24 protein-coding genes are annotated in these 21,733 nt (G+C 68.5%); 3 read left to right on the forward strand and 21 right to left on the reverse strand.

Annotation, left to right across the window (positions count from 1 at the left end):
* Positions 1-12 precede the first annotated feature (12 nt).
* The 3 genes from BHE75_RS23895 to BHE75_RS03315 all read left to right on the forward strand — a co-directional run bounded on the left by BHE75_RS23895 (position 13) and on the right by BHE75_RS03315 (position 1,846).
* Positions 13-477 carry a hypothetical protein gene (locus BHE75_RS23895; RefSeq protein ID WP_139181626.1) on the forward strand — a complete coding sequence of 155 codons (465 nt, stop codon included), beginning with the start codon at positions 13-15 and terminating at the stop codon, positions 475-477.
* Positions 478-513: 36 nt separating this feature from the next.
* Positions 514-1,425: a LysR family transcriptional regulator gene (locus BHE75_RS03310; RefSeq protein WP_070932390.1), complete on the forward strand. Its 912-nt coding sequence runs from the start codon at positions 514-516 to the stop codon at positions 1,423-1,425.
* Positions 1,426-1,537: 112 nt separating this feature from the next.
* Complete coding sequence (locus BHE75_RS03315) at positions 1,538-1,846, forward strand: hypothetical protein (RefSeq protein ID WP_070932392.1); 309 nt, start codon at positions 1,538-1,540, stop codon at positions 1,844-1,846.
* Positions 1,847-1,865: 19 nt separating this feature from the next.
* On the opposite strand, the gene BHE75_RS03320 is transcribed toward BHE75_RS03315, so the two are convergent.
* The 21 genes from BHE75_RS03320 to BHE75_RS03425 form a co-directional block, all read right to left on the reverse strand.
* Positions 1,866-2,078, reverse strand: a complete 213-nt coding sequence (locus BHE75_RS03320) for a DUF2274 domain-containing protein (protein WP_070932394.1) — start codon at positions 2,076-2,078, stop codon at positions 1,866-1,868.
* The gene (locus BHE75_RS03325) at positions 2,075-3,298 is read right to left on the reverse strand and encodes a TrbI/VirB10 family protein (RefSeq protein ID WP_070932396.1); all 1,224 of its coding nucleotides are present in this window, start codon (positions 3,296-3,298) and stop codon (positions 2,075-2,077) included. The genes BHE75_RS03320 and BHE75_RS03325 overlap by 4 nt, the downstream gene beginning before the upstream one ends.
* Entirely contained in the window at positions 3,298-4,320 is a 1,023-nt protein-coding gene (gene trbG / locus BHE75_RS03330) for a P-type conjugative transfer protein TrbG (protein WP_070932398.1), read from the reverse strand. Before trbG ends, BHE75_RS03325 begins: the two co-directional genes overlap by 1 nt.
* Positions 4,317-5,000, reverse strand: coding sequence for a conjugal transfer protein TrbF (gene trbF, locus BHE75_RS03335; protein WP_070932400.1), 684 nt, complete (start codon positions 4,998-5,000; stop codon positions 4,317-4,319). Before trbF ends, trbG begins: the two co-directional genes overlap by 4 nt.
* Before the next feature lie 5 nt (positions 5,001-5,005).
* Positions 5,006-6,358, reverse strand: coding sequence for a P-type conjugative transfer protein TrbL (trbL, locus tag BHE75_RS03340; RefSeq protein WP_070932401.1), 1,353 nt, complete (start codon positions 6,356-6,358; stop codon positions 5,006-5,008).
* Positions 6,355-6,753, reverse strand: a complete 399-nt coding sequence (gene trbK-alt, locus BHE75_RS03345) for a putative entry exclusion protein TrbK-alt (RefSeq protein ID WP_070932403.1) — start codon at positions 6,751-6,753, stop codon at positions 6,355-6,357. The genes trbL and trbK-alt overlap by 4 nt, the downstream gene beginning before the upstream one ends.
* A gap of 13 nt (positions 6,754-6,766) precedes the next feature.
* Positions 6,767-7,486: a P-type conjugative transfer protein TrbJ gene (gene trbJ, locus BHE75_RS03350; RefSeq protein WP_070932406.1), complete on the reverse strand. Its 720-nt coding sequence runs from the start codon at positions 7,484-7,486 to the stop codon at positions 6,767-6,769.
* Positions 7,483-9,972: a conjugal transfer protein TrbE gene (gene trbE / locus BHE75_RS03355; RefSeq protein ID WP_070932408.1), complete on the reverse strand. Its 2,490-nt coding sequence runs from the start codon at positions 9,970-9,972 to the stop codon at positions 7,483-7,485. The genes trbJ and trbE overlap by 4 nt, the downstream gene beginning before the upstream one ends.
* Positions 9,969-10,250 (reverse strand): VirB3 family type IV secretion system protein, encoded by a 282-nt coding sequence (locus BHE75_RS03360; protein ID WP_021244356.1) that lies wholly within the window; start codon positions 10,248-10,250, stop codon positions 9,969-9,971. Before BHE75_RS03360 ends, trbE begins: the two co-directional genes overlap by 4 nt.
* Positions 10,247-10,558 carry a TrbC/VirB2 family protein gene (locus BHE75_RS03365; RefSeq protein WP_070935441.1) on the reverse strand — a complete coding sequence of 104 codons (312 nt, stop codon included), beginning with the start codon at positions 10,556-10,558 and terminating at the stop codon, positions 10,247-10,249. Before BHE75_RS03365 ends, BHE75_RS03360 begins: the two co-directional genes overlap by 4 nt.
* Positions 10,559-10,611: 53 nt before the next feature.
* Positions 10,612-11,598 carry a P-type conjugative transfer ATPase TrbB gene (gene trbB / locus BHE75_RS03370; RefSeq protein ID WP_070932410.1) on the reverse strand — a complete coding sequence of 329 codons (987 nt, stop codon included), beginning with the start codon at positions 11,596-11,598 and terminating at the stop codon, positions 10,612-10,614.
* Between the two features lie 229 nt (positions 11,599-11,827).
* The gene (locus tag BHE75_RS03375; protein ID WP_070932411.1) at positions 11,828-12,256 is read right to left on the reverse strand and encodes a CopG family transcriptional regulator; all 429 of its coding nucleotides are present in this window, start codon (positions 12,254-12,256) and stop codon (positions 11,828-11,830) included.
* A gap of 9 nt (positions 12,257-12,265) precedes the next feature.
* Positions 12,266-14,248 carry a conjugal transfer protein TraG gene (locus BHE75_RS03380; protein WP_070932413.1) on the reverse strand — a complete coding sequence of 661 codons (1,983 nt, stop codon included), beginning with the start codon at positions 14,246-14,248 and terminating at the stop codon, positions 12,266-12,268.
* Positions 14,249-14,263: 15 nt separating this feature from the next.
* Positions 14,264-16,030 (reverse strand): relaxase/mobilization nuclease domain-containing protein, encoded by a 1,767-nt coding sequence (locus BHE75_RS03385; protein WP_070932415.1) that lies wholly within the window; start codon positions 16,028-16,030, stop codon positions 14,264-14,266.
* A gap of 238 nt (positions 16,031-16,268) precedes the next feature.
* Complete coding sequence (locus BHE75_RS03390) at positions 16,269-16,850, reverse strand: hypothetical protein (protein ID WP_070932417.1); 582 nt, start codon at positions 16,848-16,850, stop codon at positions 16,269-16,271.
* Complete coding sequence (locus BHE75_RS03395) at positions 16,847-17,491, reverse strand: lytic transglycosylase domain-containing protein (RefSeq protein WP_254684530.1); 645 nt, start codon at positions 17,489-17,491, stop codon at positions 16,847-16,849. Before BHE75_RS03395 ends, BHE75_RS03390 begins: the two co-directional genes overlap by 4 nt.
* Positions 17,492-17,737: 246 nt before the next feature.
* Positions 17,738-18,070: a DUF736 domain-containing protein gene (locus BHE75_RS03400; protein WP_070932419.1), complete on the reverse strand. Its 333-nt coding sequence runs from the start codon at positions 18,068-18,070 to the stop codon at positions 17,738-17,740.
* A complete protein-coding gene (locus BHE75_RS03405) occupies positions 18,051-18,629 on the reverse strand; it encodes a S26 family signal peptidase (protein ID WP_070932421.1) in 579 nt (192 codons plus the stop codon). Before BHE75_RS03405 ends, BHE75_RS03400 begins: the two co-directional genes overlap by 20 nt.
* Positions 18,626-19,213, reverse strand: coding sequence for a DUF2840 domain-containing protein (locus tag BHE75_RS03410; RefSeq protein ID WP_084652898.1), 588 nt, complete (start codon positions 19,211-19,213; stop codon positions 18,626-18,628). The genes BHE75_RS03405 and BHE75_RS03410 overlap by 4 nt, the downstream gene beginning before the upstream one ends.
* A complete protein-coding gene (locus BHE75_RS23040) occupies positions 19,210-20,553 on the reverse strand; it encodes a DNA cytosine methyltransferase (protein WP_084652900.1) in 1,344 nt (447 codons plus the stop codon). The genes BHE75_RS03410 and BHE75_RS23040 overlap by 4 nt, the downstream gene beginning before the upstream one ends.
* The gene (locus tag BHE75_RS03425) at positions 20,553-21,701 is read right to left on the reverse strand and encodes a phosphoadenosine phosphosulfate reductase domain-containing protein (protein WP_070932425.1); all 1,149 of its coding nucleotides are present in this window, start codon (positions 21,699-21,701) and stop codon (positions 20,553-20,555) included. Before BHE75_RS03425 ends, BHE75_RS23040 begins: the two co-directional genes overlap by 1 nt.
* Between the last annotated feature and the right edge of the window lie 32 nt (positions 21,702-21,733).

Genomic DNA, 21,733 nt, shown 5'->3' on the forward strand with positions numbered 1-21,733 from the left:
AGGCAGAAAACCATGAAGTCCTTTGTTGATACCGCCGACAAGCAGGAGATCCGCGACCTGGCCACGACCGATCTCCTCGATGGCGTCCCCATCAATCCAAGCCCCATTCACAAATCGACCTACAAATTTCTTGAACTGGAAGAGATTGGCGGCATCCTCTCCAGTGCCCGCAGAGTTCATCGCGCGCGATCATACAACGACGATGAAGGAAGACGCCACTCTACGGTAGATCGACCACAACGTGATCAAGGTACGCTCACCATCCACGGACTCAAGACCTACAAATCGATGTCCGCAAACGGTCTTATGGTCAATGTACCGCTCCACTTCTCGGCCAAACGGGCGCTGTTCGAGGCCGGGGGCGCGCGCAACTTTCATTTCGCCGTTCGGCGGCCGCCACAACGGCGGGCGCAAACACGCCCTCGTCGCGCCCGTTGGCTCCCATCGGGCGCTCTCATCCCTGCGATCGCCATATAGCAGCCACTCTCAATCACTGCATTTCTTGAGATACTCGTGCCGTTCGACATCCGCCAGCTTCGCTACGCAATTGCAGCCGCCGATCACGGCAGCTTCTATCGCGCATCCCGAGCATTAGACGTCGAGCAATCAACTCTGAGCCGAGCCATCCTGAAGCTGGAGCGCGTGGTCGGTGGCCGGATTTTCAACCGCTCGCAAGGCGGCGTTAGCTTGACGCTTGCCGGTGCGCAGTTCATCCGCGCGGCGCGACCGATGGTGGCGAGCGCAGAGAAGATAGTAGCAACGATGCGGGCAGCGGGCCAGGGTCGCGCTGGCGGCCTCATGATTGGCCACAACAGCGCGATCTCGGCTGGCCATCTGCGCGCGACGATGATGGGCTGGCGGGCGGGCCATCCCGATGTCGAAATGGACGGCGTGGAAGCCGACCGGAGCGCGTTGCTCGCGGGTCTCGACACAGGCGAGATCGACATCGCCATCCTCATCGGCGAAGCGAGCCATGCCGATCTCCGGCGCGCGGCCTTCTGGAACGAGCGCCTGATGGTCGCCATTCCGGCCGATCATTCACTTGCCGCCCACGATGCCGTCCATTGGACCGATCTGCGGCGAGAGCGCTTCCTGCTACCCGCCGCCGATCCCGGCCCTGAAATCCGCGATCTGCTGCTCGGCCGGCTGATGGTGGCGGGCGAGCCTCCCGACATCAGGATGTACCAGGCGAGCCGCGAGGCGATCCTGAGCGTGCTGGGCGGCGGCCTGGGCGTCTCGATCGTTTGCGAGGGCGCGACGGGCGCGCGCTATCCCGACGTCGTTTATCGTCCCGTCCTGGGCGAGCAGGGACCGGCGTTCGTCCATTATTCCGGCTACTGGCGGGAGGACAACTGCAATCCTGCGTTGCGGCGGTTCCTCGCCTTCGTGCGCGACCGCTATGCGCTGCCCTTCGATATTCCATGAGGTCGAGATAGCTCGCCGTGATTCGCGACGGCGCCACGGACATACGACGTTAACAGGCGCTATCGCAACGAGCAGACAGCCTGATTTGACCACCTTTGGGAAAGGAACCGTCATGACACAAGGCAAAACACTCATCATCGCGCTGGTGACGCTAGTCATCGGGTTTGGGGCAGGTTTCATCCTGCGCCCGGTGATCGCGCCGGTCGAGCCGACAGCAGCGGTAGCCAGTCCGCCGCCCGCCGCCGCCGCGCCCGCGGAGCCGCGCGGCAAGCAATATTTCGCGGCGCATCTAGACGAAGCCCGGCAGGTTCTGACGCAGTGCGCGAAAGGCTCGGTTCGCGGCGACGAATGCTTCAATGCCGAGATGGCCGTCACCGAGGCAGACGGCAGGGCGCGGCACAAGCGGTTCTTCGGAAATTGAGGCCGGATTGGCGCGGCCTTCAGTTCCCCTGCGCGCGGTGCCGGCGAAAGGCCCGGTCGGTGGCCATGAACCGCTCCAGCATCGGCGCGATCAGCCGAGCGGGCGGGATCGGGCTGCCCTCGCCTAAAATCTCGCCGTAGCGCCGCAAATCCTCGAACAGCGGCGCGGGCAGTTCCACGGCGAGTTTGACGGGCTTGTCCTCGGGGATCGGCCCCAGCTTCAGTTTCGTCATCGTGCGCCTCCAACGGGCTCCAATACAAGGTCGCGGGTCAGGACGATCCTGAGCGGATGCCCCGGCCCGATGGTGAGCGTCGGCTGGACATTGAGCTGCCGCCGCACGATCTGCTGGCCGGTCTGGTTGATGGTGTCCTGCGAGCCGCGGCGCAGCGCGCGGGTCAGGTCATCCTCGCTATCGGCGCCCAACTCGGCGCCGACGCCGAGCAGGGTCGAGACGGCGGCCGCCTTGAGCAGGTTCCCCCAATGCTGGTTCACGCGATCCTGTAAGCCGGCATAGCCGGCCGCATCGGCACCGGGCTGGCGCTCGAGAACGATCGAGCGGCCATCCGGCAATATCAGCCGGTCCCAGGCGAGCAGCACGCGGGTCTGCCCCGCGGCGACCTCGCTGTCATATTCGCCGATCAGCCGCGCACCCTGCGGAATGAGCAGTACACGCCCGGTGATGCTGTCATAGACGTTCTGCGTCACCTGGGCGGTGATCTGACCGGGCAAGTCTGAGCGGATGCCGGTGATGAGCGCGGCGGGGATGATGCTGCCGGCCTGCACGATGTTGGGCGATGCGGGCGCTGTCAGCCGCTCGGCGCTAACAATGCGCTGATTGGCTGCCTGTGCCATGAAGGCGCGCTTTCCAGCCTGGTCGCCCTGCACTGTCTCGGCAGGCTGCGGAGCAGCAGCGTCCGGCGCTGCAATTGCGAGGTTCGGCAGAGACGGCATCGCAGCGGCCCCGGCGCCGCTGCCGCCGAGGAACATAGTGCTGGTGCGGGCGGCGTCGCGTTCCTGCGCGATGCGCTGGCGCGCGGCTTCGGCGGCCTGGACGCGCGGATCGGGCTGCGTGCCGACCGGGGGCACGGGCACATTCTCCCCGCGCTCCCGCGCCGCGACGATTGGCCCGCCGAGATCGCCGGGGAGCGGCTTCCCGAGCTTCGGGACCTGGCCATAGTCCTTCGGCCCCGATGTGATGGTTTCGGACGCGGCGCGGCTGTCGGTGCTATAGAGTTCCTCCGCTTGCCTTTCGCCCGGCGGCTTGAGCGCATAGATCAGCGAGCCGCCGATACCGAGCCCAGCGACGACGCCGAGCGTGGCCAGCGCCTTCCTCGACAGGCGCATGACACGTGGTGTCGGCCCGCGAAGCTGGAAGGCGGCGGGATTCGCGGATGCGGGTTGCGGGGATGCCTGCGGCACCGGCTGGACGCGCGTATCGGCGGGATCGGTCATCACCGCCCCCTGCGGCGCGGTTCCGCGCCGTCGCGCACGATGCGGACGCGCCGCTCGGTGCGCTTGTCGCCGAGGCGCAGTTCCGCGCTGGCGAACAGCCGGTCCACCACCATGTAGCGGCCCTGCACGCGGTAATTGACCAGCTCGGCATCGCCGGCCGGGCCGGTCACGAACAAGGGCGGCATCTCGCCCTGCGAGATCCCGGCCGGGAATTCGATGAACACCTGGGAAGAATCGTCGAAAGCGCGCACCGGCTTCCACGGCACACGGTCGCCCGCGATCCGATAGCGGAAATTGAGCGCCGCGATGTCGATGCCGGTGGCGACCGGCGCGGCGGACGCTGCGGCGGCATTGGCGCCGCGCAGGGCGATGAGCTGGTCCTGCGGATAGGTCCAGGAGACCGACGCCATGTAAGTCGAGGCCGTCGCGCGCAGTTCGATGTGGTAGGTGCGGCGGTCGGTATTGATGACGAGATTCGTGGAAATGTCGGGCCGGGTGGGCTTCGCGAGGATATGCACGCGCGCGGTCGGGCCGCTGCCGCTCACCGTGTCGCCGATGATCCAGCGCACGGTGTCGCCGGCCGCGACCGGCCCCGGTCCCACGAGCTGCTCGCCTTCCTGCAAGGCGATGTCCGTCACCTGGCCGGGCGCGGCGTAGACCTGATAGAGCGCCCCGTCCGTCCACGGATATTGCTGGATCGCATTAAGGAAGCCGTCGCGCACAGGCTGCACGCGGGCGGCGGCATTGGCCGCGCCGACGCGGCTGCGCGGATCGGCGGGCTCGGACGGCCGCGCGCCGGTCCCGACCGGCTTCAACTGGCCGGGCAGCGGCAGGGGCTCGGGGATCGTCACCACTTCGACGGCGCGCGGCGGCTGCGCGGCCGGCGTCGCGGCGATCTCGCGCGGCGGATCGTCATAGGCGATGGCCGGCGGCTTTGCCGATGTGGTGGCGCAGCCGGCAAGCGCGGTTGCGGAAAGCAGCATTGCCGCGCTGGCGGCATGGCGGGCGGATTGCCAGGTCATTGCGACAACTCCTTGCTCCAGTTGATGGCGTTGACGAACAGGCCGAGCGGGTTCTTGCGCAGCGCATCGGGGGTGCGCGGCGGCTGCACGACGACGGTGAGGATCGCCGACCAGCGCGTCGTCTCGGCGAGGCTGCCGTCCTGATAGCGCCGCTCGGTCCATGCGACGCGGAAGCTGTCGCCCGATGCCCGGATCACGCTCGACACGTCCACCGCGACTTGGACCTTGCCAACCTGAGCGAACGGGTCGTTGGCGCGGGCATAGTCATTGAGCGCGAGCGCGCCCTTGTCGGTGGTGAAGTCGTAGGCGCGCAGCCAGTTCTGGCGCACGATCACCGGATCGGCAGGGATCGCGCGGACCTGCTCGATGAAGCGGGCGAGATGGAACGCGATCTGCGGATCGGTCGGACGGTAGCCGGATTCAGCGGGCGCGACCGCCTGCGCCTCGCCGAGCCGGTCGACCTGGACAACCCAGGGCACGATATGGCCGCGGGCGGATTGCCAGACGAGGCCTGCGGTGAGTCCGCCCGACAAGGCAAGCGCGCCGAAAAAGGCAAGCCGCCAGTTACGCGCCTGCACGCGGGAGGAACCGATGCGGTCGTCCCAGACCTGCGCGGCGCGCTGGTAGGGCGTCGCGGGTTCGGGGGTCTGGCTGTAGCGGATGGTGGGACGTCGGAACATGGGCGCTACTCTCTTTCCTTGATGTCGGGACCGCCGCCCCCGCCGTGGCTGTCGCCCGCCTTCATGGTGTGAGCGAGGACGGTCGCGCCGTGGGTTGCGGACTGGCGCTGCTTCATGGCCGATGCCCATGCGGGCGGGCCGGAAGCCGGGGCTGCCGGCGATGCCGCTGGCGCGGGGCTGCCCGATGCGGGCGCGACGCCCAGCCCGGCGCGGGCGCCCGTGCGGAAGTTGTCCTTCATGGATGCGCTCGCCTTGCCGGCCATCCGGCGCAGCGGCGAGAGCGCGGCATTGACGGCCCCGCTCGCCGCCGTCTGCCCGACAGCGGCCATGCCGCCCGCGACAGCGCCCGCGCCGCTCTTGCCGAGCGCGCCGACGCTGTAGGCGCCCGCCGCGCCGCCTGCCATGCGCGCGCCGCCACGCGCGGCGGCGCCCGTCATCCGGCCCGTCGCGCCGATAGTCGAGGCGGCGGCGCCCACACCCAGCTTCGCGGCCGCGGCGCCACCGACCAGCGCGCCGCCCGCCGCCAGCACGGTGCCGGCCGCCGCGCCCGCGCCGAGCTGCGGGCCGCCCGAGACGATGCCGTTGGCGATGCCGGGGGCGAAGATCGACAGGCCGAGCAACGACAGCGCGCCGAGCGCGATCGCCAGCACTTCCCGCGCATCTGGCTCGGGACCGACCGTCGCCGTGAACGTGCTGAACAGCGTGGTGCCGATCCCGGTGATGACCGCGAGCATCAGCACCTTGATGCCGGAAGAGACGATATGACCAAGCACCTTCTCGGCCATGAACGCGGTGCGGTTCCAGAAGGCGAAGGGCAGCAGGACGAATCCGGCCAGCGTCACCAGCTTGAACTCGATCAGGGTGATGAAGACCTGGATGGCGATGATGAAGAAGGCGAGGACGACGATAAGGTAGGCCAGCAGCAGCACGGCGATGATCGCGACATTGGCGAACACAGACCAGAGGCTGTTGTAGGCTTCCATCGCGTCGATCAGCGGCTGGGCGGCGTCGAGCCCCTTGGCCGCGATGCTGCCGGGCTTCATGAACTCCGCGAGGCTGAGCGCATCACCACTCGCCTTGAGGCCCAGCCCCGCGAAGCTCTCGAACAGGATCGTCGCCAGCGTCTGGAAATTACCGATAATGAAGGCGAAGGCGCCGATATAGAGGGTCTTCTTGACCAGCCGCTGGATCACGTCCTCGTCGGCGCCCCAGGCCCAGAACAGCCCGGCGATGGTCACGTCGATCGCGATCAGGGTCGAGGACAGGAATCCGACCTCGCCGCCCAGGAGGCCGAAGCCCGAATCGATATAGGTGGTGAAGGTGTCGAGGAAGGTATCGACGATCCCGGTGTCGCTCATCGCGTGCCGCTCCCGGCCTGATCGGCGGGAACAAAGGGGCCGGGAAGCTCCGGCCGGATCGCCTCATTCGCCCGGTTGCCGTCGCTGTCATCGTTCGTGCTGTCATATGCGGCGGGAAGCGCAGGATGCTCGCCCGGCGCGGGCGCGTCGGCATCCTTGCCGAAGAAACGGCGGCGCTTCTCCGCCCATGCCTGCTCGCACCCGGAGTCCGGCATGGTGAGCGTGGCGCAGCGCTCCAGTTCGCGCGCCAGCCGCTTCTGCTGCTCGCCCTGCTCACGGGCGGGCAGGACCGCTTCGCGCGGCAGGCCCTGCGGTTCGCGTGAGGCCACCACCGCCACGGCCAGCATGATGCCGCCGAGCGCGGCGACACCCGCGATCTTTGCATTGCGCGACATCGGACGGCTCCTGTCAGTCGCGGCCGAAGAAGCGGCGGAAGCGTTCGCGCCCCTCCGCCTCGATCGCGGCCTGCCGCGCGGCGTCGAGCGACTGCGCCCGGCCCTGCGCGGCGACCGCGGCGGTGAGGTCGGCGNGCTGCTGCGATTGCAGCGCGAGAAGCTGGTTGCCCGCTTGCGCGGCCTGGAGCGCGCCGGTCGCCGACTGGCTGGCCGAGACCAGGCCGTTCATCGTGGTGCGCGCGCCCTCGATATTGCCGACCACGCCGGCCTGCACCTGCAAGGCGTCCTGGAACGCGCCGACGCTGTCCTCCCAGCGCGCGTTGGCGTTGGCGATCATCTGCGCGTTGGTGCCGGTGAGCGCCGTCCCCTTGTAGCGGTCGGTGAAGGCGCTCTGGATGTCCTGGACATCGTAGGCGATGCGCTGGGCCTGCCCGAGCAGCTGCTGCGTCTGCCGGACCTGCTGCTGGAGCGTGTCGACCGTCGAGAGCGGCAGGCTGGCGAGATTGCGCGCCTCGTTGATGAGGCTGGTCGCCTGCTGCTGGATTTGCTGAATCTGGTTGTTGATCTGCTGAAGTGACCGGGCGGCCGTCAGCACGTTTTGCGCATAGTTGGTCGGGTCGTAGACAATTCCGCCGAACTGGGCGTGCGCGGGCGTCGCGGCGGTGATGCCGACCATGCTGGACGTGGCGATGGCGCCGGCCAGCATGGCGCGGCGCAGGAGGGAGGCTCTCATGGGATCATGTCCTTCAAGGCAAGGGGGAGCTGGCCGGTATCTTCCCGGTGTCCGGCCAGCGGGTCGGATCGGGGNTCGGGAAGAAGCTCGACCGCCCAGGCGCAGCCGCGATGCCGCAGCCATTCGGCGGCGAACGCGGCCTGGCCGTGGGCGGTGATGATGTCGGCGATGGCGAGCTGGTCGGTCTTCGACGAGGCGGCGGCGAAGGCCAGCGCGACCTCGCCCAGCCCCAGCTCGAACAGCCGGTTGCCGCGGCGGCTCTGGCAATAATAATCCCGTTTCGGGGTCGCCCGGCTGAGGATTTCGATCTGGCGGTCGTTGAGCCCGAAGCGTTCGTATACGCCTGCGATCTGCGGCTCGGCCGCCCGCTCGTTGGGCAGGAAGATGCGCGTCGGGCAGGACTCGACGATGGCGGGCGCGATCGGACTGCCCTCGATCTGCGCGAGCGATTGCGTGGCGAAGATGACGCTGGCATTCTTCTTGCGCAGCGTCACCAGCCATTCCGAAAGCTGTTTGGCGAACGCGGGCGATCCGAGCGCCAGCCAGCCTTCGTCGATGATGATAAGCGTGGGGCTGCCGTCGAGCCGCCCCGCGATGCGGTGGAACAGGTAGGACAGCACGGCGGGCGCCGCGCCGCTCTCCATCAGTCCCTCGGTCTCGAACACCTGGATCGTGGCTTCGCCAAGCCGCTCGGTCTCGGCATCGAGCAGCCGGCCCCATGCGCCGCCGACGCACCAGGGCGCGAGCGCCTGCTTGAGCTGCTGGCTCTGGAGGAGAACGGCGAGCCCGGTCAGGGTGCGTTCGGCAACCGGCGCGGTGGCGAGCGAGGTCAGCGCAGACCAGATGTGATCCTTGGCCTGCGGATCGACGGTGACGCCTTCGGAGGCGAAGATCGCGGCCAGCCATCCCGCCGCCCAGCTGCGCTCGGCCGGATCGTCGATCCGCGCGAGCGGCTGGAGCTGCACGCCGTCGCCGGCCTCGTCGGCGAGCATCCCGCCCAAATCCTGCCAGTCGCCGCCCATGCCGAGCGCGGCGGCGCGGATGCTCCCGNCGAAGTCGAACGCGAAGACCTGCGCGCCCGGATAGCGGCGGAACTGCATCGCCATCAGCGCGAGCAGGACGCTTTTGCCCGAGCCGGTCGGCCCGACGATCGACATATGGCCGACGTCGCCGACGTGAAGGGAAAACCGGAACGGGGTCGAGCCTTCGGTCTTGCCGTAGAGCAAGGGGGGAGCACCGAAATGCTCGTCCTGTTCCGGCCCCGCCCATACCGCTGACAGGGGGATCAGGTGGGCGAGATTGATGGTGGAGACCGGCGCCTGCCGGACATTGGCATAGGTGTGGCCGGGGAGACTCCCCAGCCATGCCTCGATCGCGTTCATCCCTTCGGGGATCACGGTGAAGTCGCGGCCCTGGATGACCTTCTCGGCCAGCCGCAGCTTATCGGCGGCAACGGCCGCATCGCGGTCCCACACCGTCACAGTCGCGGTGACATAGGCCATGCCGGCATAGTCGGCGCCAAGCTCCTGCAAGGCGGTATCGGCATCGGCGGCCTTGTTCGAGGCGTCGCTGTCCAGCAGCGTCGATGCCTCGTTGGTCATGATTTCCTTGAGGATCGCGGCGACCGACTTGCGCTTGGCGAACCACTGGCGGCGGATGCGCGTCAGCAGTTTGGTCGCGTCGGTCTTGTCGAGCATGATCGCGCGGGTTGACCAGCGATACTCGAAGGCGAGCCGGTTCAGTTCATCGAGCAGGCCCGGAAAGGTGACGCTTGGAAATCCGGTGATAGTGAGCGTGCGGAGATGATGGTCGCCCAGCTTCGGCTCCAGCCCGCCTGTGAGCGGTTCATCAGCCAGCAGGGCGTCGAGGTGCATCGGCGTTTCGGGGACGCGCACGCGCTGGCGCCGCGTCGAGATCGTGCTGTGCAGGTAGGTCAGCGTCTCGGCGTCATCGAGCCAGCGAACCTCGGGCACGAAGCCATCGACTAGGTTGAGCACACGGTCGCTGCGGTCGGTGAAGCCCTTGAGCAGTTCCCAAGGATCGACGCCCGTGCCGGAACGGCCTTCATAGAGCCAGGTTTCGGCGCGGGCGGCGTCCTCGGCCGGGGGCATCCAGAGTAGCGTCAGATAATAGCCGCTCTCGAAATGCGCGCCTTCCTCGCGGAACTGTTCGCGCCGCTCCATGTCGACCAGCGCCGACACAGGATCGGGAAACTCGGATTCCGGGTAGTCGAGCGCGGGCGTGCGCTGCGCCTCGACGAAGATCGCCCAGCCCGAACCGAGGCGGCGGAGCGCGTTGTTCAGCCGCGCGGTGGTCGCCACCAGCTCGGCCGGCGTGGCGGAATCAAGGTCCGGTCCCCGGAAACGTGCGGTGCGCTGGAACGAGCCGTCCTTGTTGAGAACGACGCCCTCGCCGATCAGCGCCGCCCAGGGCAGGAAGTCGGCCAGATGCGCGGCGCCGTTCCTGTATTCGCGCAAGGACATCATGGCTGCATCCATGTCGGGTAGCGAAGGTGGCGCCGGGCCACGTCCACGAATTGCGGATCGCGCCGCGCGGCCCATACCGACAGCGCATGGCCGATCGCCCAGATAGCGAGGCCGGCGATCCAGAGCCGCAGGCCGAGCCCGATCGCGCCCGCCAGCGTCCCGTTGACGATGGCGAGTGAACGCGGGGCGCCGCCGAGCAATATCGGCTCGGTCAGCGCCCGATGGACTGGCGCGAAATAGCCCGCGATGGGCTCGCCATGATCGGCCGCGCCGGTCATGCCACCATCGCTCCGCCGCCGAACGAAAAGAACGAGAGGAAGAAGCTCGACGCGGCGAACGCGATCGAGAGACCGAACACGATCTGGATCATGCGCCGCGCCCCGCCCGACGTATCGCCGAAGGCCAGGGTCAGGCCGGTGACGATGATGATCATCACCGCGATGATCTTGGCGACCGGCCCCTCGATGCTTTCGAGAATGGACTGAAGCGGCGCTTCCCACGGCATCGACGATCCGCCCGCATGGGCGGGCATCGCGTAGAGCAGGCCGGTGGCGGTGATGCCGATATGGCCGAGGCGGTCGAGCATGGTGCCGCCGAGCAGGCGGCCCTTCATGGTCCTGACAGGTTTGGGATCGTTGGTCATGGCAGGTCTCCGGTCTGGGGGGTGGTGAGCGGCATGAGGCGGTAGTCGCCGGTCGCGGCGTCGAGCCCTTCGGCGCGGGCCAGCTCGGCGAGGCGGCGGCCGTGTCCGTCGCGGACGAGCACGGCGATCAGGTCGATGGTCTCGGCCAGCAGCGCGCGCGGGACCGTGACGACGGCCTCCTGGATGAGCTGTTCCATGCGGCGCAGCGCACCGAGCGCGGTTCCGGCATGGATGGTGCCGATGCCGCCCGGATGGCCGGTGCCCCAGGCTTTGAGAAGGTCGAGCGCCTCGGCGCCGCGCACCTCGCCGATCGGGATGCGGTCGGGGCGCAGGCGCAGGCTGGACCGCACGAGATCGGACAGCGTTACGACGCCATCCCTGGTCCGCATGGCGACGAGGTTCGGCGCGGCGCATTGCAGCTCGCGCGTGTCCTCGATCAGGACGATGCGGTCGGTGGTCTTCGCCACCTCGGCGAGCAGTGCGTTGACCAGCGTGGTCTTGCCGCTGCCGGTCCCGCCCGCGACGAGGATGTTGGCGCGGGTTTCGACGCCGTGCCGCAGCGCCTCGGCGTGAGCCGATGACATGATCCCGGCTGCCACATAGTCGTCGAGGGTGAATACCGCGACGGCGGGCTTGCGGATCGCGAAGGCAGGCGCGGCGACGACAGGCGGCAGCAGCCCCTCGAACCGCTCGCCCCCTTCAGGCAGTTCGGCCGAAACGCGGGGGCTGCGCGCGTGAACCTCGACGCCGACATGGTGCGCGACCAGGCGGACGATGCGCTCGCCATCCGCCACGCCCATCGTCATGCCGGTGTCGGAAATCCCCTCGCCGAGCCGGTCGATCCAGAGCCGGCCGTCCGGGTTCAGCATCACCTCGATCACGGCGGCATCGTCGAGCCAGGCCGCGATCGACGGTCCCAGCGCCGTGCGCAGCATCCGCGCGCCACGGGTGAAACCTTCGGATCGGATCGGCTGGACGGACAAGTAACGGCCCCTGAATTGGGCCGGGCGAACCGCCGCCCGGCGTCAGGGGCACATCAAGAGAGACAGGAAATAGCGCGAGGCAACAACTATGTCAGGGCGTAGTAGTGACGGCGGTAGATAAGTGCGCGTTGCGGTGGGGCACTTTAATCGCCGATATCCGCCCACACTATTTTCGCGAGTATAGCTGGCCGAGTCGCGCATGGCCGGCTCCGGTTGGTTCGCTGCACTGTCATGTGTCGGCGGAGCCGCCCTCACGACCTGTAATATCCTCGGGGATTTCGTCGAGCAGGCTCTTGCCGCTGGCGTAGCGTCGGCCGAGCGTCTCGACAAATCCCTCATAGCGCTTGCGGCCCTTCACCTGGGCCGCCGCCTGATCCTCGTCGGGCAGCGGCGGCGTGACCGCCAGCCAGAAGCGGACGAACAGCGCCAGCGCCTCGGTCGTGAGGCCCGTGTTGCGTTCGAGCCGCTGGACCTGGCGCGAGAGCCGGTCGAGACGGCGTGCGAAGGCAGCCTCCATCCGGTCGGCGCCGTCCGGCGACATCCAGGAGGTGACGGCCGCTTCTACGATCGCCGAGCGCGAGATGCGGCGGCGGATCGCCAGCTCGCTCACCTGGCGGGCGAGGTCAGGCGGAAAATAGACGTTGAGACGGACGCGCATGGGATGCTCCTACAATTCGATGCCGTCGTCGGGATCGAGCGAGGCCTGCCGCGCGATGCCCTGCATCCGGCGCCGCGCCGCCGCCTGGCGCGCGGCGTCCTCGGGCTCGTCCTCGACGATGGAAAATTCCTGCGCGGGCGGCGCGGGCGCCGTCTCCTTCACGATGGCGACATGATCGGGAAGCTCGGGCTCGCGGCGCAGCCCGCTGTTGGCGGCATCCTCCTGGCGCCGGATGATCGCCGCGATCTCGGCGGGATCGGCCGAAGCGGCGAGCCCCGTCCAGTCGTCGGGACGGATTTCCCGAGCCCCCGATGCGGCCGGATCGGGCGGCGGCATGATCCGCGCGGCGAGACGGGGATCGGCGTAATAGGCCGCCTTCTTCGCGCGGATCGGCTGGACGCCCGACACCATGACGATTTCCTCGTCGGGCGGCAGTTGCATGACCTCGCCCTGCGTCAGCAGCTGCCGGGCGGTCTCGGAGCGCGAGACCATCAGATGGCCGAGCCAGGGCGAGAGCCTGTGCCCGGCATAATTCTTCATGGCCCGCATCTCGGTCTTGGTGCCGAGCGCCTTCGACACGCGCTCGCCCGTCTTCTCGTTGTTGGTCGCGAAGCTCACCCGGACATGGCAGTTGTCGAGGATGGCATTGTCCTGCCCGTAGGCTTTCTCGATCTGGTTCAACGACTGGGCGATGAGGAAGGATTTCAGACCATAGCCGGCCATGAACGCCAGCGCGGACTCGAAAAAATCGAGCCTCCCCAGCGCGGGAAACTCGTCGAGCATCAGCAGCAGGCGATGCCGGTTGCCCTGGTTCAGTTCCTCGGTCAGCCGCCGCCCGATCTGGTTGAGCATCAGGCGTATGAGCGGCTTGGTCCGCGAGATGTCGCTGGGCGGAATGACGAGGTAGAGCGTCGTCGGCTGCTCGCCCGATACGAGATCCATGACGCGCCAGTGGCAGGCGCGCGTGACCTGTGCGACGACGGGATCGCGGTAAAGCCCGAGAAACGACATGGCGGTCGAGAGCACGCCCGAGCGTTCGTTGTCGCTCTTGTTGAGCAGTTCGCGTGCGGCGCTGGCGACGACGGGATGGACGCCCGCCTCGCCGAGATGCGGGGTCGCCATCATCGCGGCCAGCGTCTGCTCGATTGCGCGCGCCGGATCGGACAGGAAGGCGGCGACGCCCGCCAGCGTCTTGTCGGGCTCGGCGTAGAGAACATGCAGGATCGCGCCGACCAGCAGCGCATGGCTGGTCTTTTCCCAGTGGTTGCGCTTCTCTAACGAGCCTTCCGGGTCGACCAGCACGTCGGCCACGTTCTGCACGTCGCGGACTTCCCACTGGCCGCGCCGGACCTCCAGCAGCGGGTTGTAGGCGTCCGAGGCCGCGTTGGTCGGGTCGAACAGCAGGACGCGGCCATGCCGTGCGCGGAAGCCCGCCGTCAGCGTCCAGTTCTCACCCTTGATGTCATGGACGATCGCCGACGCCGGCCAGGTCAGGAGCGAGGGCACAACCAGCCCGACGCCCTTGCCGCTGCGGGTCGGCGCGTAGCACAGCACATGCTCGGGGCCGTCGTGGCGCAGATATGCGCGGCCAAGCTTGCCGATCACCACGCCGTCGTCGCCGAGCAGTCCGGCCGCGCGCACCTCGTCCTCGGTCGCCCAGCGCGCCGAGCCATAGGTTTCCGCGTTCTTCGCCTCGCGCGCGCGCCAGACCGACATGGCGATGGCGACGGCGACCGCCACGAAGCCGCCCGACGCGGCGATCCAGGCGCCGGTCTGGAAGATGGCGGGCGCATAGGCGTCGTAGCTGAACCACCACCAGAAGAAGGCGTAGGGCGGATAGACCGGCCAGCCGAGCGCCATGAACCAGGGTTCGCCAAGCTCGGGCTGATACGCCAGCGCCGTCGCCGTCCATTGCGTCGCGCTCCAGATCGCGGTCAGCACGATCAGGAAGACGACGATGATCTGTCCCCAAAGGATTTTGGTCGCGGGCATGGCTTGTCTCCTTGTTCAGATGCCGAGGCCGCGCTTGCGGCCCAATGACCAGCCGATGCCGCCGCCGTCGCGGGCGACGCCTGCGATCTGCCGGCCGAGCTGGCGTTCGAGGTCGTTCGACCAGGGGACGAGCCGGAAGCCCAACCCGTCGTCGATCATGGCGAAGCGGCCCGAGGCGAGCGCGAGGCGCTGGCGGCATGTGCCGGCGACCTTGTCGCCGGGATTGGTGGGCCGGTATGCGAGCCCCGTCCGGCCCGCGATCTCGGCGCCCGCCGCATCCAGTTCACGGCGGCGCAGGGTGTCGAGAAGACCGCGCTGGAAGACGACGCGCTCGCCGTAGCGCCGCGCCAGTCCTTCGCGCACGAGATGGTCGGTGCGCTCGTCCATCGCCCGGCGCACTTCCGCCCCGAAGCCGCCGTCCGCAACACCGGCGCCGCGCTCGATCAGGCGATGATCGAGCCAGGTCGCGCCCGGCGCCTTCATCTGCGTGGCAAGGTCGAGATCGGAGCGCGTGGCGAGGCGCAGAGTCGGATTCCGCTCGCCCGGCTTGGCCGTAGCGCGCAGCTCGACGATGCCGCCGATGTCCGGGCTATGCTCCAGCGCCTCGATGCCCGGAAACCGGACATGGTGGGTGCGCCCGTCGATGCCGTCGATCACGGCATAGGCCGAGCCATGCAGCTCGTCGTGGAGCCCCTTGTCGATCAACCGGCCGACGATGGGCTTTTGCGGCGCCCCGCTGACGATCTCGTAGCTGTCGAGCGGGCGCTGCAGGCCGCGATCGTTCAGCGCCTTGCCGATGGTGCGGATGATGTCGCCGCGCGTGCCCAGATCGCGCAGCTTGGCCTGCGCGCCCTCGGCCTTCACCCATTGGCCGGGTTCGGCCTGGGCGGCGAGCCCCATCGTCTCCAGATGCTGCAACCGGCCTATCATCAGGCGGCGCACGCGGGGATCATCCGGGCCGGGATGCTCGGGGCGCAGATCGACGACACCCAGCTCGTCGGCCGAGCGCGCGATCTCGGAGTCCAGCCTCGTCCAGCGTTCGGCCGTCACCTCCCGGTCGAGCGCGCGCTGGATTTCATGCTCGGGCTTCGGGCCAAGCTCGGCCCAGGCCAGTTCTTCGGCGCGCGAGCGCAGATTGTGGCTGATATACTCCCGGTTGATGACGAGGTCGGCGCCCTGGTCATCGACGCCGCGGACCAGCAGATGGACATGCGGGTTGTCGGTGTTCCAGTGATCGACCGCGATCCATTCGAGGCGCGTGCCGAGATCAGCTTCCATCTGGCGGACGAGATCGCGGGTATATTCGCGAAGGTCGGTGAGGTCCGCCGCATCCTCGGGCGAGACGATGATCCTGAAATGATGCCGGTCGTCCTTACACCGATCGGCGAAGGCGCGGTCGTCGGCGCCATCGCCATTGGCGTCGAACATCCGCGCGGGCGATCCGTCGCGGGTGACGCCCTCGCGCTTGAGATAGGCGATGTGCGCGGACAGCGGCGCCCTGGGGCGCCCATTCCGGTGAAAACGGGTGACGGGCACGATCTTGACCAGCACGCGCCGGCCCGATCCGAACAGCCGGCTCCGCGCGAAGGACGTGCGGCCCCGGCCGAAATTCGATTGCCCGCGCTGGCGCGATCCGCCCCAGCCGGCCGTTCGCCGGCCGCCGCCGCTGCGCGCGGCGACGCGGAGCACCTGAACGACAAGTCCTTGCGCCTTGCGGCCGTGGCCGGCTCCCCTGTTCCTGACCTTGCCCGGCCGGACGCGGAAATCCTCGTCCTCGCTCACGGCCGGGCCGCTTTCCGCCGGAAATGGCCTGTGGTGCCATTGCGCGCTTTGAATTTGCTTGCTTTTTTCTTCCGAGCGGCACGCTCGCCGACGGACGCACCCGCGCCAAATCGTTGAAAGACAAAGGCTTTCAGCGAATTTGGGGTGCGCTTTCTATCTTGCCGTCCCTTCCTTCGGCCTTTTCCTGCCCTTCCAGCTACTTGATCCCTGACTTGCGCCAATCTGAAAACGGGGGCGGTCATGGCGTGCCGGCCCCCTCCCGACGTGCAGCCGCCGTGCAATTCGGCCGCGGCGGCGCTGCAACGGGATCGTCCGGCAGCGCGAACTTGAGGCGCCAGGTCCGCCACGCTTCGGCGACGGCGCCGGTGCCGGGAAACAGGTCGTCGAGCGTGTCGTCGGGACGCGCTGCGACCGTCTCGAAACACCAATGGCAAACTGCTTCGGGCTTCGCTCCGGTGAGACCGCGACGCAGCGTGATCGGGCATTCGATCCAGTCGCGCAGGACCAGCCGCTTGCTCACGACCGGCTTGCGCGCGGGCTTCACGATGACCGGCTCCCACGCCCAGGCGACCGGCACGTTGCGCTTGAACGCGGCGAATCCCTTGACCCAGGCCATCCACCGCGCGCCGGTTTCGCGCACGAGCGGCGCGAGCACGGCGACCGATTCCGGCGTCGCGGCGGCGTGCAATATCCAGCCGTCATAGTCGCGCTGGAGCCGCTCCATCAGCGCGGCATGATCGACCTCGCCCGCATAGTCGGGGTGGCCGCGATAGAGATGCGCGCAGCCGATATAGGGCGGATCGGCGTAGGCGATCTTCACGGCTGCCTCCGCCCCGACAGCGCGACGAACAGGCTGCTCGCGGGCGGTTCGACCGCGCCGCGCATGTCGGCCGCGCGCTCGCGCGGCGACGTTTCCGGTGCGGCCGGACCGTCGTTCGGCCGCGCCGCGAACAATGCGGCCCGGCGCCAGGCGAAGCGGTCGGACGGCGGCGCGGCGGCAAGCTGGCTGTCGTCCGAACCGCCTGTGATCGCCGCCAGCTTTTCGAGATAGGCGCGCGTCTCGGCGGGCAGAGGACGGCCGCGCGACAGATATTCGTCGTAGCGGCCCGGACCCGCATTATAGGCCTCCAGCATCGCGGTCGCGTTGCCGTAGCGGTCGTGCATCGCGCGCAGATAGGCCGCGCCCGCCATGATGTTGTCGCGGACATTGTAGGGATCGCGCCCCAGCCCGTGGCGTGCGCGCAGGCTGGCCCAGGTCGCGGGCATGATCTGCATCAGGCCCATCGCGCCCGCGGAGGAAACGGCGCGGGAGTCGCCGTTGCTCTCGACGCGAATGACGGCCCATATCCATGTTTCGGGGATGCCGAAGCGCCGGGCGGCGTCGGCGACGTGACCGGCATAAGGATGGCTGGTTGCCGCGCGTTCGGCCGGTGTGTCCTGCGCCAGCGCGGGAGCGGACATGGCGCCCGGTGCGAGCAGCAGGACCGCGAGCGTGGCGGTCAATCCGCCCCCGCTCCGCCGCCAGCCTGCCAGCGTGCTCGCTCCGGTAAAGGGTGCGCGCGACGCGTCGGCCGACCTGCGACCGAGCGGGACGGATGGGGTGAGCGGTGACGGCGGCGAAGCTGCCGACAAAATGCTCCGGGGGAGCATTTTGAACCGCGAACGCTTTTCCGCGAACGAAGGGATGATGATCGGAACAGCCACCGATCAGCTCCGATCGTCGCGCGGTCGGAGACGCTTCCACGTCAGGCGGAACGTCCGGCCATCGTCGTCGGCGCGGAACAGCACCGGCCGGAATGGCGAGCCGAATAGCGGGCTGTCGATCTCCAGCGCGATGTAATCGCCGGCCCGTTCGCCGACGCGTTTCCACGCGCCGCCGACTTCGGGGCCGTCCTCGTCGTCGAGGTGGACGCGGTAGTCGGGCGCGTTCTCGGCGTCGCCCGGATCGATCGCGACAAGCACGATCGACTCGTTGATGCCGAAGTAGCGAGCGCGTCCGGCATAGCCGTTGGCGGTGGATTCAAAGATATTCACTTGCATGGCCGATCTCCTTGGCTTGGGGGGGCGAAGGCGGTTGCGACGGCGCGCGCAGATGCAGCGGCGTTGCGCGGCCGATGACGGTCGAGGCCGGAAGCGGGCCGAAATAGCGGCCGTCCAGGCTGTCCGCGACGGACGGGTTGAGCAGGAATAGCTGGCCGGATTCGAGCGTGCGGCAGCCCTGCCAGACCGGCAGCGGGCGGCCACGGCCGTCACGCGCGCGGGCGCTGGCAACGGGATGGCCGTCAACACTTACCACGGCGCCCTTGCGGCAAATCCGCTGCCCGGCTTTTGCCGCGACATGCTTCAACAGCGGCACGCCCTCGGGCAGATAGCCGCGCGCAGAAAGCCAGCCGGAAAGCCGCTCTGGCGGCATGATGGCGACCAGCGTCCCGATGGCAGGATCGCGGTCGGGATGGATGCGGTAGAGTCCGATCGGCGCGCTGGCGCTGGCGTTCCAGATCACGCGCGGGAAAGGATCGGCGACGGCGATCGCGACGAACGCCGCGGCGACGGCGGACGCGGCGATGGCCGTCGCGATGACATAGCGGCGGCGCGTCATCCTTCGATCTCCCGGCGCTTGAGCCAGGCGCGATGCCGCTCCAGCGTGTAAGGGCGCGGCTGGTGTCCCGCGGCGATGCGGTTGTGGACGTGGCGCCAGTGGTCAGGCGCGGCGTCGCAGGGATCGACGCCCGCCATCTCCACCGCGTCGATCGCGGCGAGCACCTGTTGGACCTTGGGCCAGCTCTCGATGTGCAGGAGGATGTCGCCACCCGGACGGACGAAGGGCAGTGTGGTGTATGGCTCGCCCGGTGCGACCGCGCGCACCACGTCGATGCGCGAGGTGACGGTGCCATAGTCGTTGGCGGTCCATCGGACGAAGGCGAAGATGGCGCCCGGCCGGAAGCTCATCACGCGCGTCCGGCGCGTGAGGATGCGTTCCTGCGCGACGCGGCCGAAGCGTATCCAGTGCTCTTGTCTTTTCTCGATCCAGCTCAGTTCGACCTCGGTCAGCCGGGATCGGGAGGCGTTGGCGGTTGGAACGGTCGGCGTGCGCGCGGCTTGCGCCCGCTCCGCCGCCTGTCGGCGCAGCGCGGCTTCAAACCCGCTGAAGTCGATGCGCTCCGGGCGCGCGGGATCGCTCATCGTTCGTCTCCGGTGCTGTCGATGGGGGTACGCCCGAACGCGAGGTCGAGTGCGGCTTCGGTGCGCAGGATGGCGCGGCCGATGGCTTCGGGGATTTGCGGAAGAACGGCGTCGCCGAACGCCTCGACGATCAGACTGGCCGCAGCCGTCCCGCGTGGACCGCCGAGCGCAATGCGCGTGCCAGCCACCCAGGCGGAAAGCCCATCATCCAGCCATAGGTGATGGGCAAGGCCGCCGTTCCAGTCAGCCCACGGCTCCGCAGCATCGCCGCCAGCGCGCGGGCGCCCGCCCATTTGTCCGGTGCGCGATCCGTCATGGCGCCGTCCATCACCGCATCCATCGTCGGCGATTTCCTGCGATCGTAGGCCGGACTCCAGCTGTCCATCCGGCTGTCCCGCTTCGTCGGGGTGGGGAGGATTTCCGCCGCATGGCGCAGCAGGTTCGGTGTGTCGATCTGCGCCTTCGCGCCGTTCGCCCGGCGTCCCGTTTCGATCTCCCGCGCGCTCAATCTGCGCCCGCCATTCGGCTTCACCGGCGTCGGCATCATGCCCGCATGGCGGCTCGCATGGCCCTGCAACTGGCTGAGCACGTCGCCCCGGCCACCCTTGTCCGCATCCGATTTGCGCGGCGTGGCCAGGATCATCCGCAGCGGATATGTCGATCCCGCGCCCCCCCCGGCTCCGTCCGTCATCCCGTCCGTCGCCATCGGGGTCGGGAGCCTGTTCAATGCCGCGGGGTGCATCATCGTCGGCAGGTTCATGCCCGTCCGCTTCTCGCCCCGGACCTTGCACATCTCCGGGCCATGCGCCGCATCGCTGGTGCGCGGCGTCGGCAAGCTGGCCGGGGTCGTAGCCAATGAGCCATGACCGCTTGCGGACATGGTTGGCGCCGACATTTTCAGCAGCCACCACGCACGGTTCGCAGGCGTAGCCGAGCGTTTCCAGGAGAAGGAGCAGCCGGTCAGCGCCGCGAGTTCTGAGATTAGCGCTGTTCTCAAAAGCGAACCAGCGAGGGCGGCACTCTCCGACCAGGCGGACGGCTTCGAGGTAGAGGCCGGATCGCTCGCCTTCGATGCCCCGGCCCTTGGTGTTGGCGCTGGAAATGTCCTGGCACGGCGGCGAGCCGACGATGATGTCGGGAAGGAATCCAAGGTCTGAAAGAAGTCGAGCTGCCGTGAGGTCGCGCACGTCGGCGTAGAGGCGGACATGGGGGTTGTTCTCCGCGTAGAGGATGCGGCGCCACTCGACGATCTCGCAGGCGGCCACGGTGACGAAGCCGGCGCGGTGCAGGCCGAGCGACCAGCCTCCGGCCGCCGCGCTGAACAGGTCGAGCGCGCGCATCACTCGCACAGCCCGTATTCGCTGTCGCAGAGCAGGCCGTCCTCGTCGGCGTCGCGCTGCTCCTGCGCGAGGAACAGGTCGTAGTTGCGGCCGCCCCTGCTGGTGCGCGACCAGTCGATCGCCCTGTCGATGGTCGCCCGGCCGTGATCGTCTGGATCGCCGGGGACCGTCGCCGCGGCAAGCAGCGATGCCGGCGTGCCGAGCGCCGCCGTGCGCCGCGAAACGATGCCGACCAGCCGTTCCCATTCGCGCACCCGGTCGACCTCGGCCGGGAAGCGCATGGCCCATTGGCGCAGCTCGCGCTTCCTGACCATGATGCAGGTCGAGCAGCCGACGCGGCTCATGCCCATCGTGTAGAGCGGGTTATGCCTGAGGCCGTGGCGCGCGGAGATGGCGAAGGCGTCCGCCGCCGACCAGCGGAAAATCGGGCGATAGAGGATATTGCGCGCGCCGGACGGGTAGCGCACCGACTGGATGGGCTTCTTCCTCGCCCGCGCCGGACTCTCGTCGGCGCGCTCGCCGATCCAGTCGATCACCGAAACGCCAGCGTCGAGCAGCAGGCGCTTGCGGTGCATGAGGGGAATGAGCTTGGTGTCGCTGGTGCAGAAGCGGACTTTGGTGCTGGGAAACCGGCCGTGCAGCATCGCCATGTCGAGGAACGGGATACCGGTCGGATGCAGCAGCTCGAGCGCGCGTTCGATCAGATGATCGGGGACGGGCGGTGACACCATGACGGGGCATTCGCATGCGGCGAGCCATTCGCCTTTCGTGATCGCGCCGGCCCGCCATGCGTCCCGGTGCCGATTGCAGGCGCCCTTGTGGCGGGTGCGGCGCTTCTCCTTCGACCATTCCTCGCGCAGCATCGCGCGCTTGCGGGCGAAGGCCGCCGCATCGGTGAGGCCGGGCACGTCGTTCGCCGAAACCGTCTCGATGCGCAGGCCGAGACGCTGCCCCAGCCAGTCGTCGAGATAGGCGATATGGTCGAGCGTGATCGGATTCTCGTGGCCGTTGTCGGCCGAGAGGAAGCGCGGCGCGCGGTTGCCGAACGCGGCAAGCCCCTTGCGCTCGATCCGCTCGACCATCCGGCACAGCACGGCCTGGCTGTCCTTGCCGCCCGAGATGCTGCCGAAGTGCTGGACGGCGATCATGGCCGGCGTTCCGGCCCGCGCCGCGCAACACG

The organism is Edaphosphingomonas haloaromaticamans (assembly GCF_001853345.1).
In the GTDB taxonomy this organism is placed as follows: Bacteria; Pseudomonadota; Alphaproteobacteria; order Sphingomonadales; family Sphingomonadaceae; genus Sphingomonas_E; species Sphingomonas_E fennica.

Bases quoted from the DNA above. Each gene is read 5' to 3' on its own strand.
- BHE75_RS03405 (WP_070932421.1), bottom strand. From the start codon at position 18,629: ATGACGCGCCGCCGCTATGTCATCGCGACGGCCATCGCCGCGTCCGCC.
- BHE75_RS03360 (WP_021244356.1), bottom strand. From the start codon at position 10,250: ATGACCGGCGCGGCCGATCATGGCGAGCCCATCGCGGGCTATTTCGCG.
- BHE75_RS03425 (WP_070932425.1), bottom strand. From the start codon at position 21,701: ATGATCGCCGTCCAGCACTTCGGCAGCATCTCGGGCGGCAAGGACAGC.
- BHE75_RS03380 (WP_070932413.1), bottom strand. From the start codon at position 14,248: ATGCCCGCGACCAAAATCCTTTGGGGACAGATCATCGTCGTCTTCCTG.
- trbG (WP_070932398.1), bottom strand. From the start codon at position 4,320: ATGACCTGGCAATCCGCCCGCCATGCCGCCAGCGCGGCAATGCTGCTT.
- trbK-alt (WP_070932403.1), bottom strand. From the start codon at position 6,753: ATGTCGCGCAATGCAAAGATCGCGGGTGTCGCCGCGCTCGGCGGCATC.
- BHE75_RS23895 (WP_139181626.1), top strand. From the start codon at position 13: ATGAAGTCCTTTGTTGATACCGCCGACAAGCAGGAGATCCGCGACCTG.
- BHE75_RS03395 (WP_254684530.1), bottom strand. From the start codon at position 17,491: ATGTCCGCTCCCGCGCTGGCGCAGGACACACCGGCCGAACGCGCGGCA.
- BHE75_RS23040 (WP_084652900.1), bottom strand. From the start codon at position 20,553: ATGCGCGCGCTCGACCTGTTCAGCGCGGCGGCCGGAGGCTGGTCGCTC.
- BHE75_RS03320 (WP_070932394.1), bottom strand. From the start codon at position 2,078: ATGACGAAACTGAAGCTGGGGCCGATCCCCGAGGACAAGCCCGTCAAA.
- BHE75_RS03365 (WP_070935441.1), bottom strand. From the start codon at position 10,558: ATGCTCGACCGCCTCGGCCATATCGGCATCACCGCCACCGGCCTGCTC.
- trbF (WP_070932400.1), bottom strand. From the start codon at position 5,000: ATGTTCCGACGTCCCACCATCCGCTACAGCCAGACCCCCGAACCCGCG.
- BHE75_RS03325 (WP_070932396.1), bottom strand. From the start codon at position 3,298: ATGACCGATCCCGCCGATACGCGCGTCCAGCCGGTGCCGCAGGCATCC.
- BHE75_RS03315 (WP_070932392.1), top strand. From the start codon at position 1,538: ATGACACAAGGCAAAACACTCATCATCGCGCTGGTGACGCTAGTCATC.
- BHE75_RS03410 (WP_084652898.1), bottom strand. From the start codon at position 19,213: ATGAGCGATCCCGCGCGCCCGGAGCGCATCGACTTCAGCGGGTTTGAA.
- BHE75_RS03400 (WP_070932419.1), bottom strand. From the start codon at position 18,070: ATGCAAGTGAATATCTTTGAATCCACCGCCAACGGCTATGCCGGACGC.
- trbL (WP_070932401.1), bottom strand. From the start codon at position 6,358: ATGAGCGACACCGGGATCGTCGATACCTTCCTCGACACCTTCACCACC.
- BHE75_RS03375 (WP_070932411.1), bottom strand. From the start codon at position 12,256: ATGCGCGTCCGTCTCAACGTCTATTTTCCGCCTGACCTCGCCCGCCAG.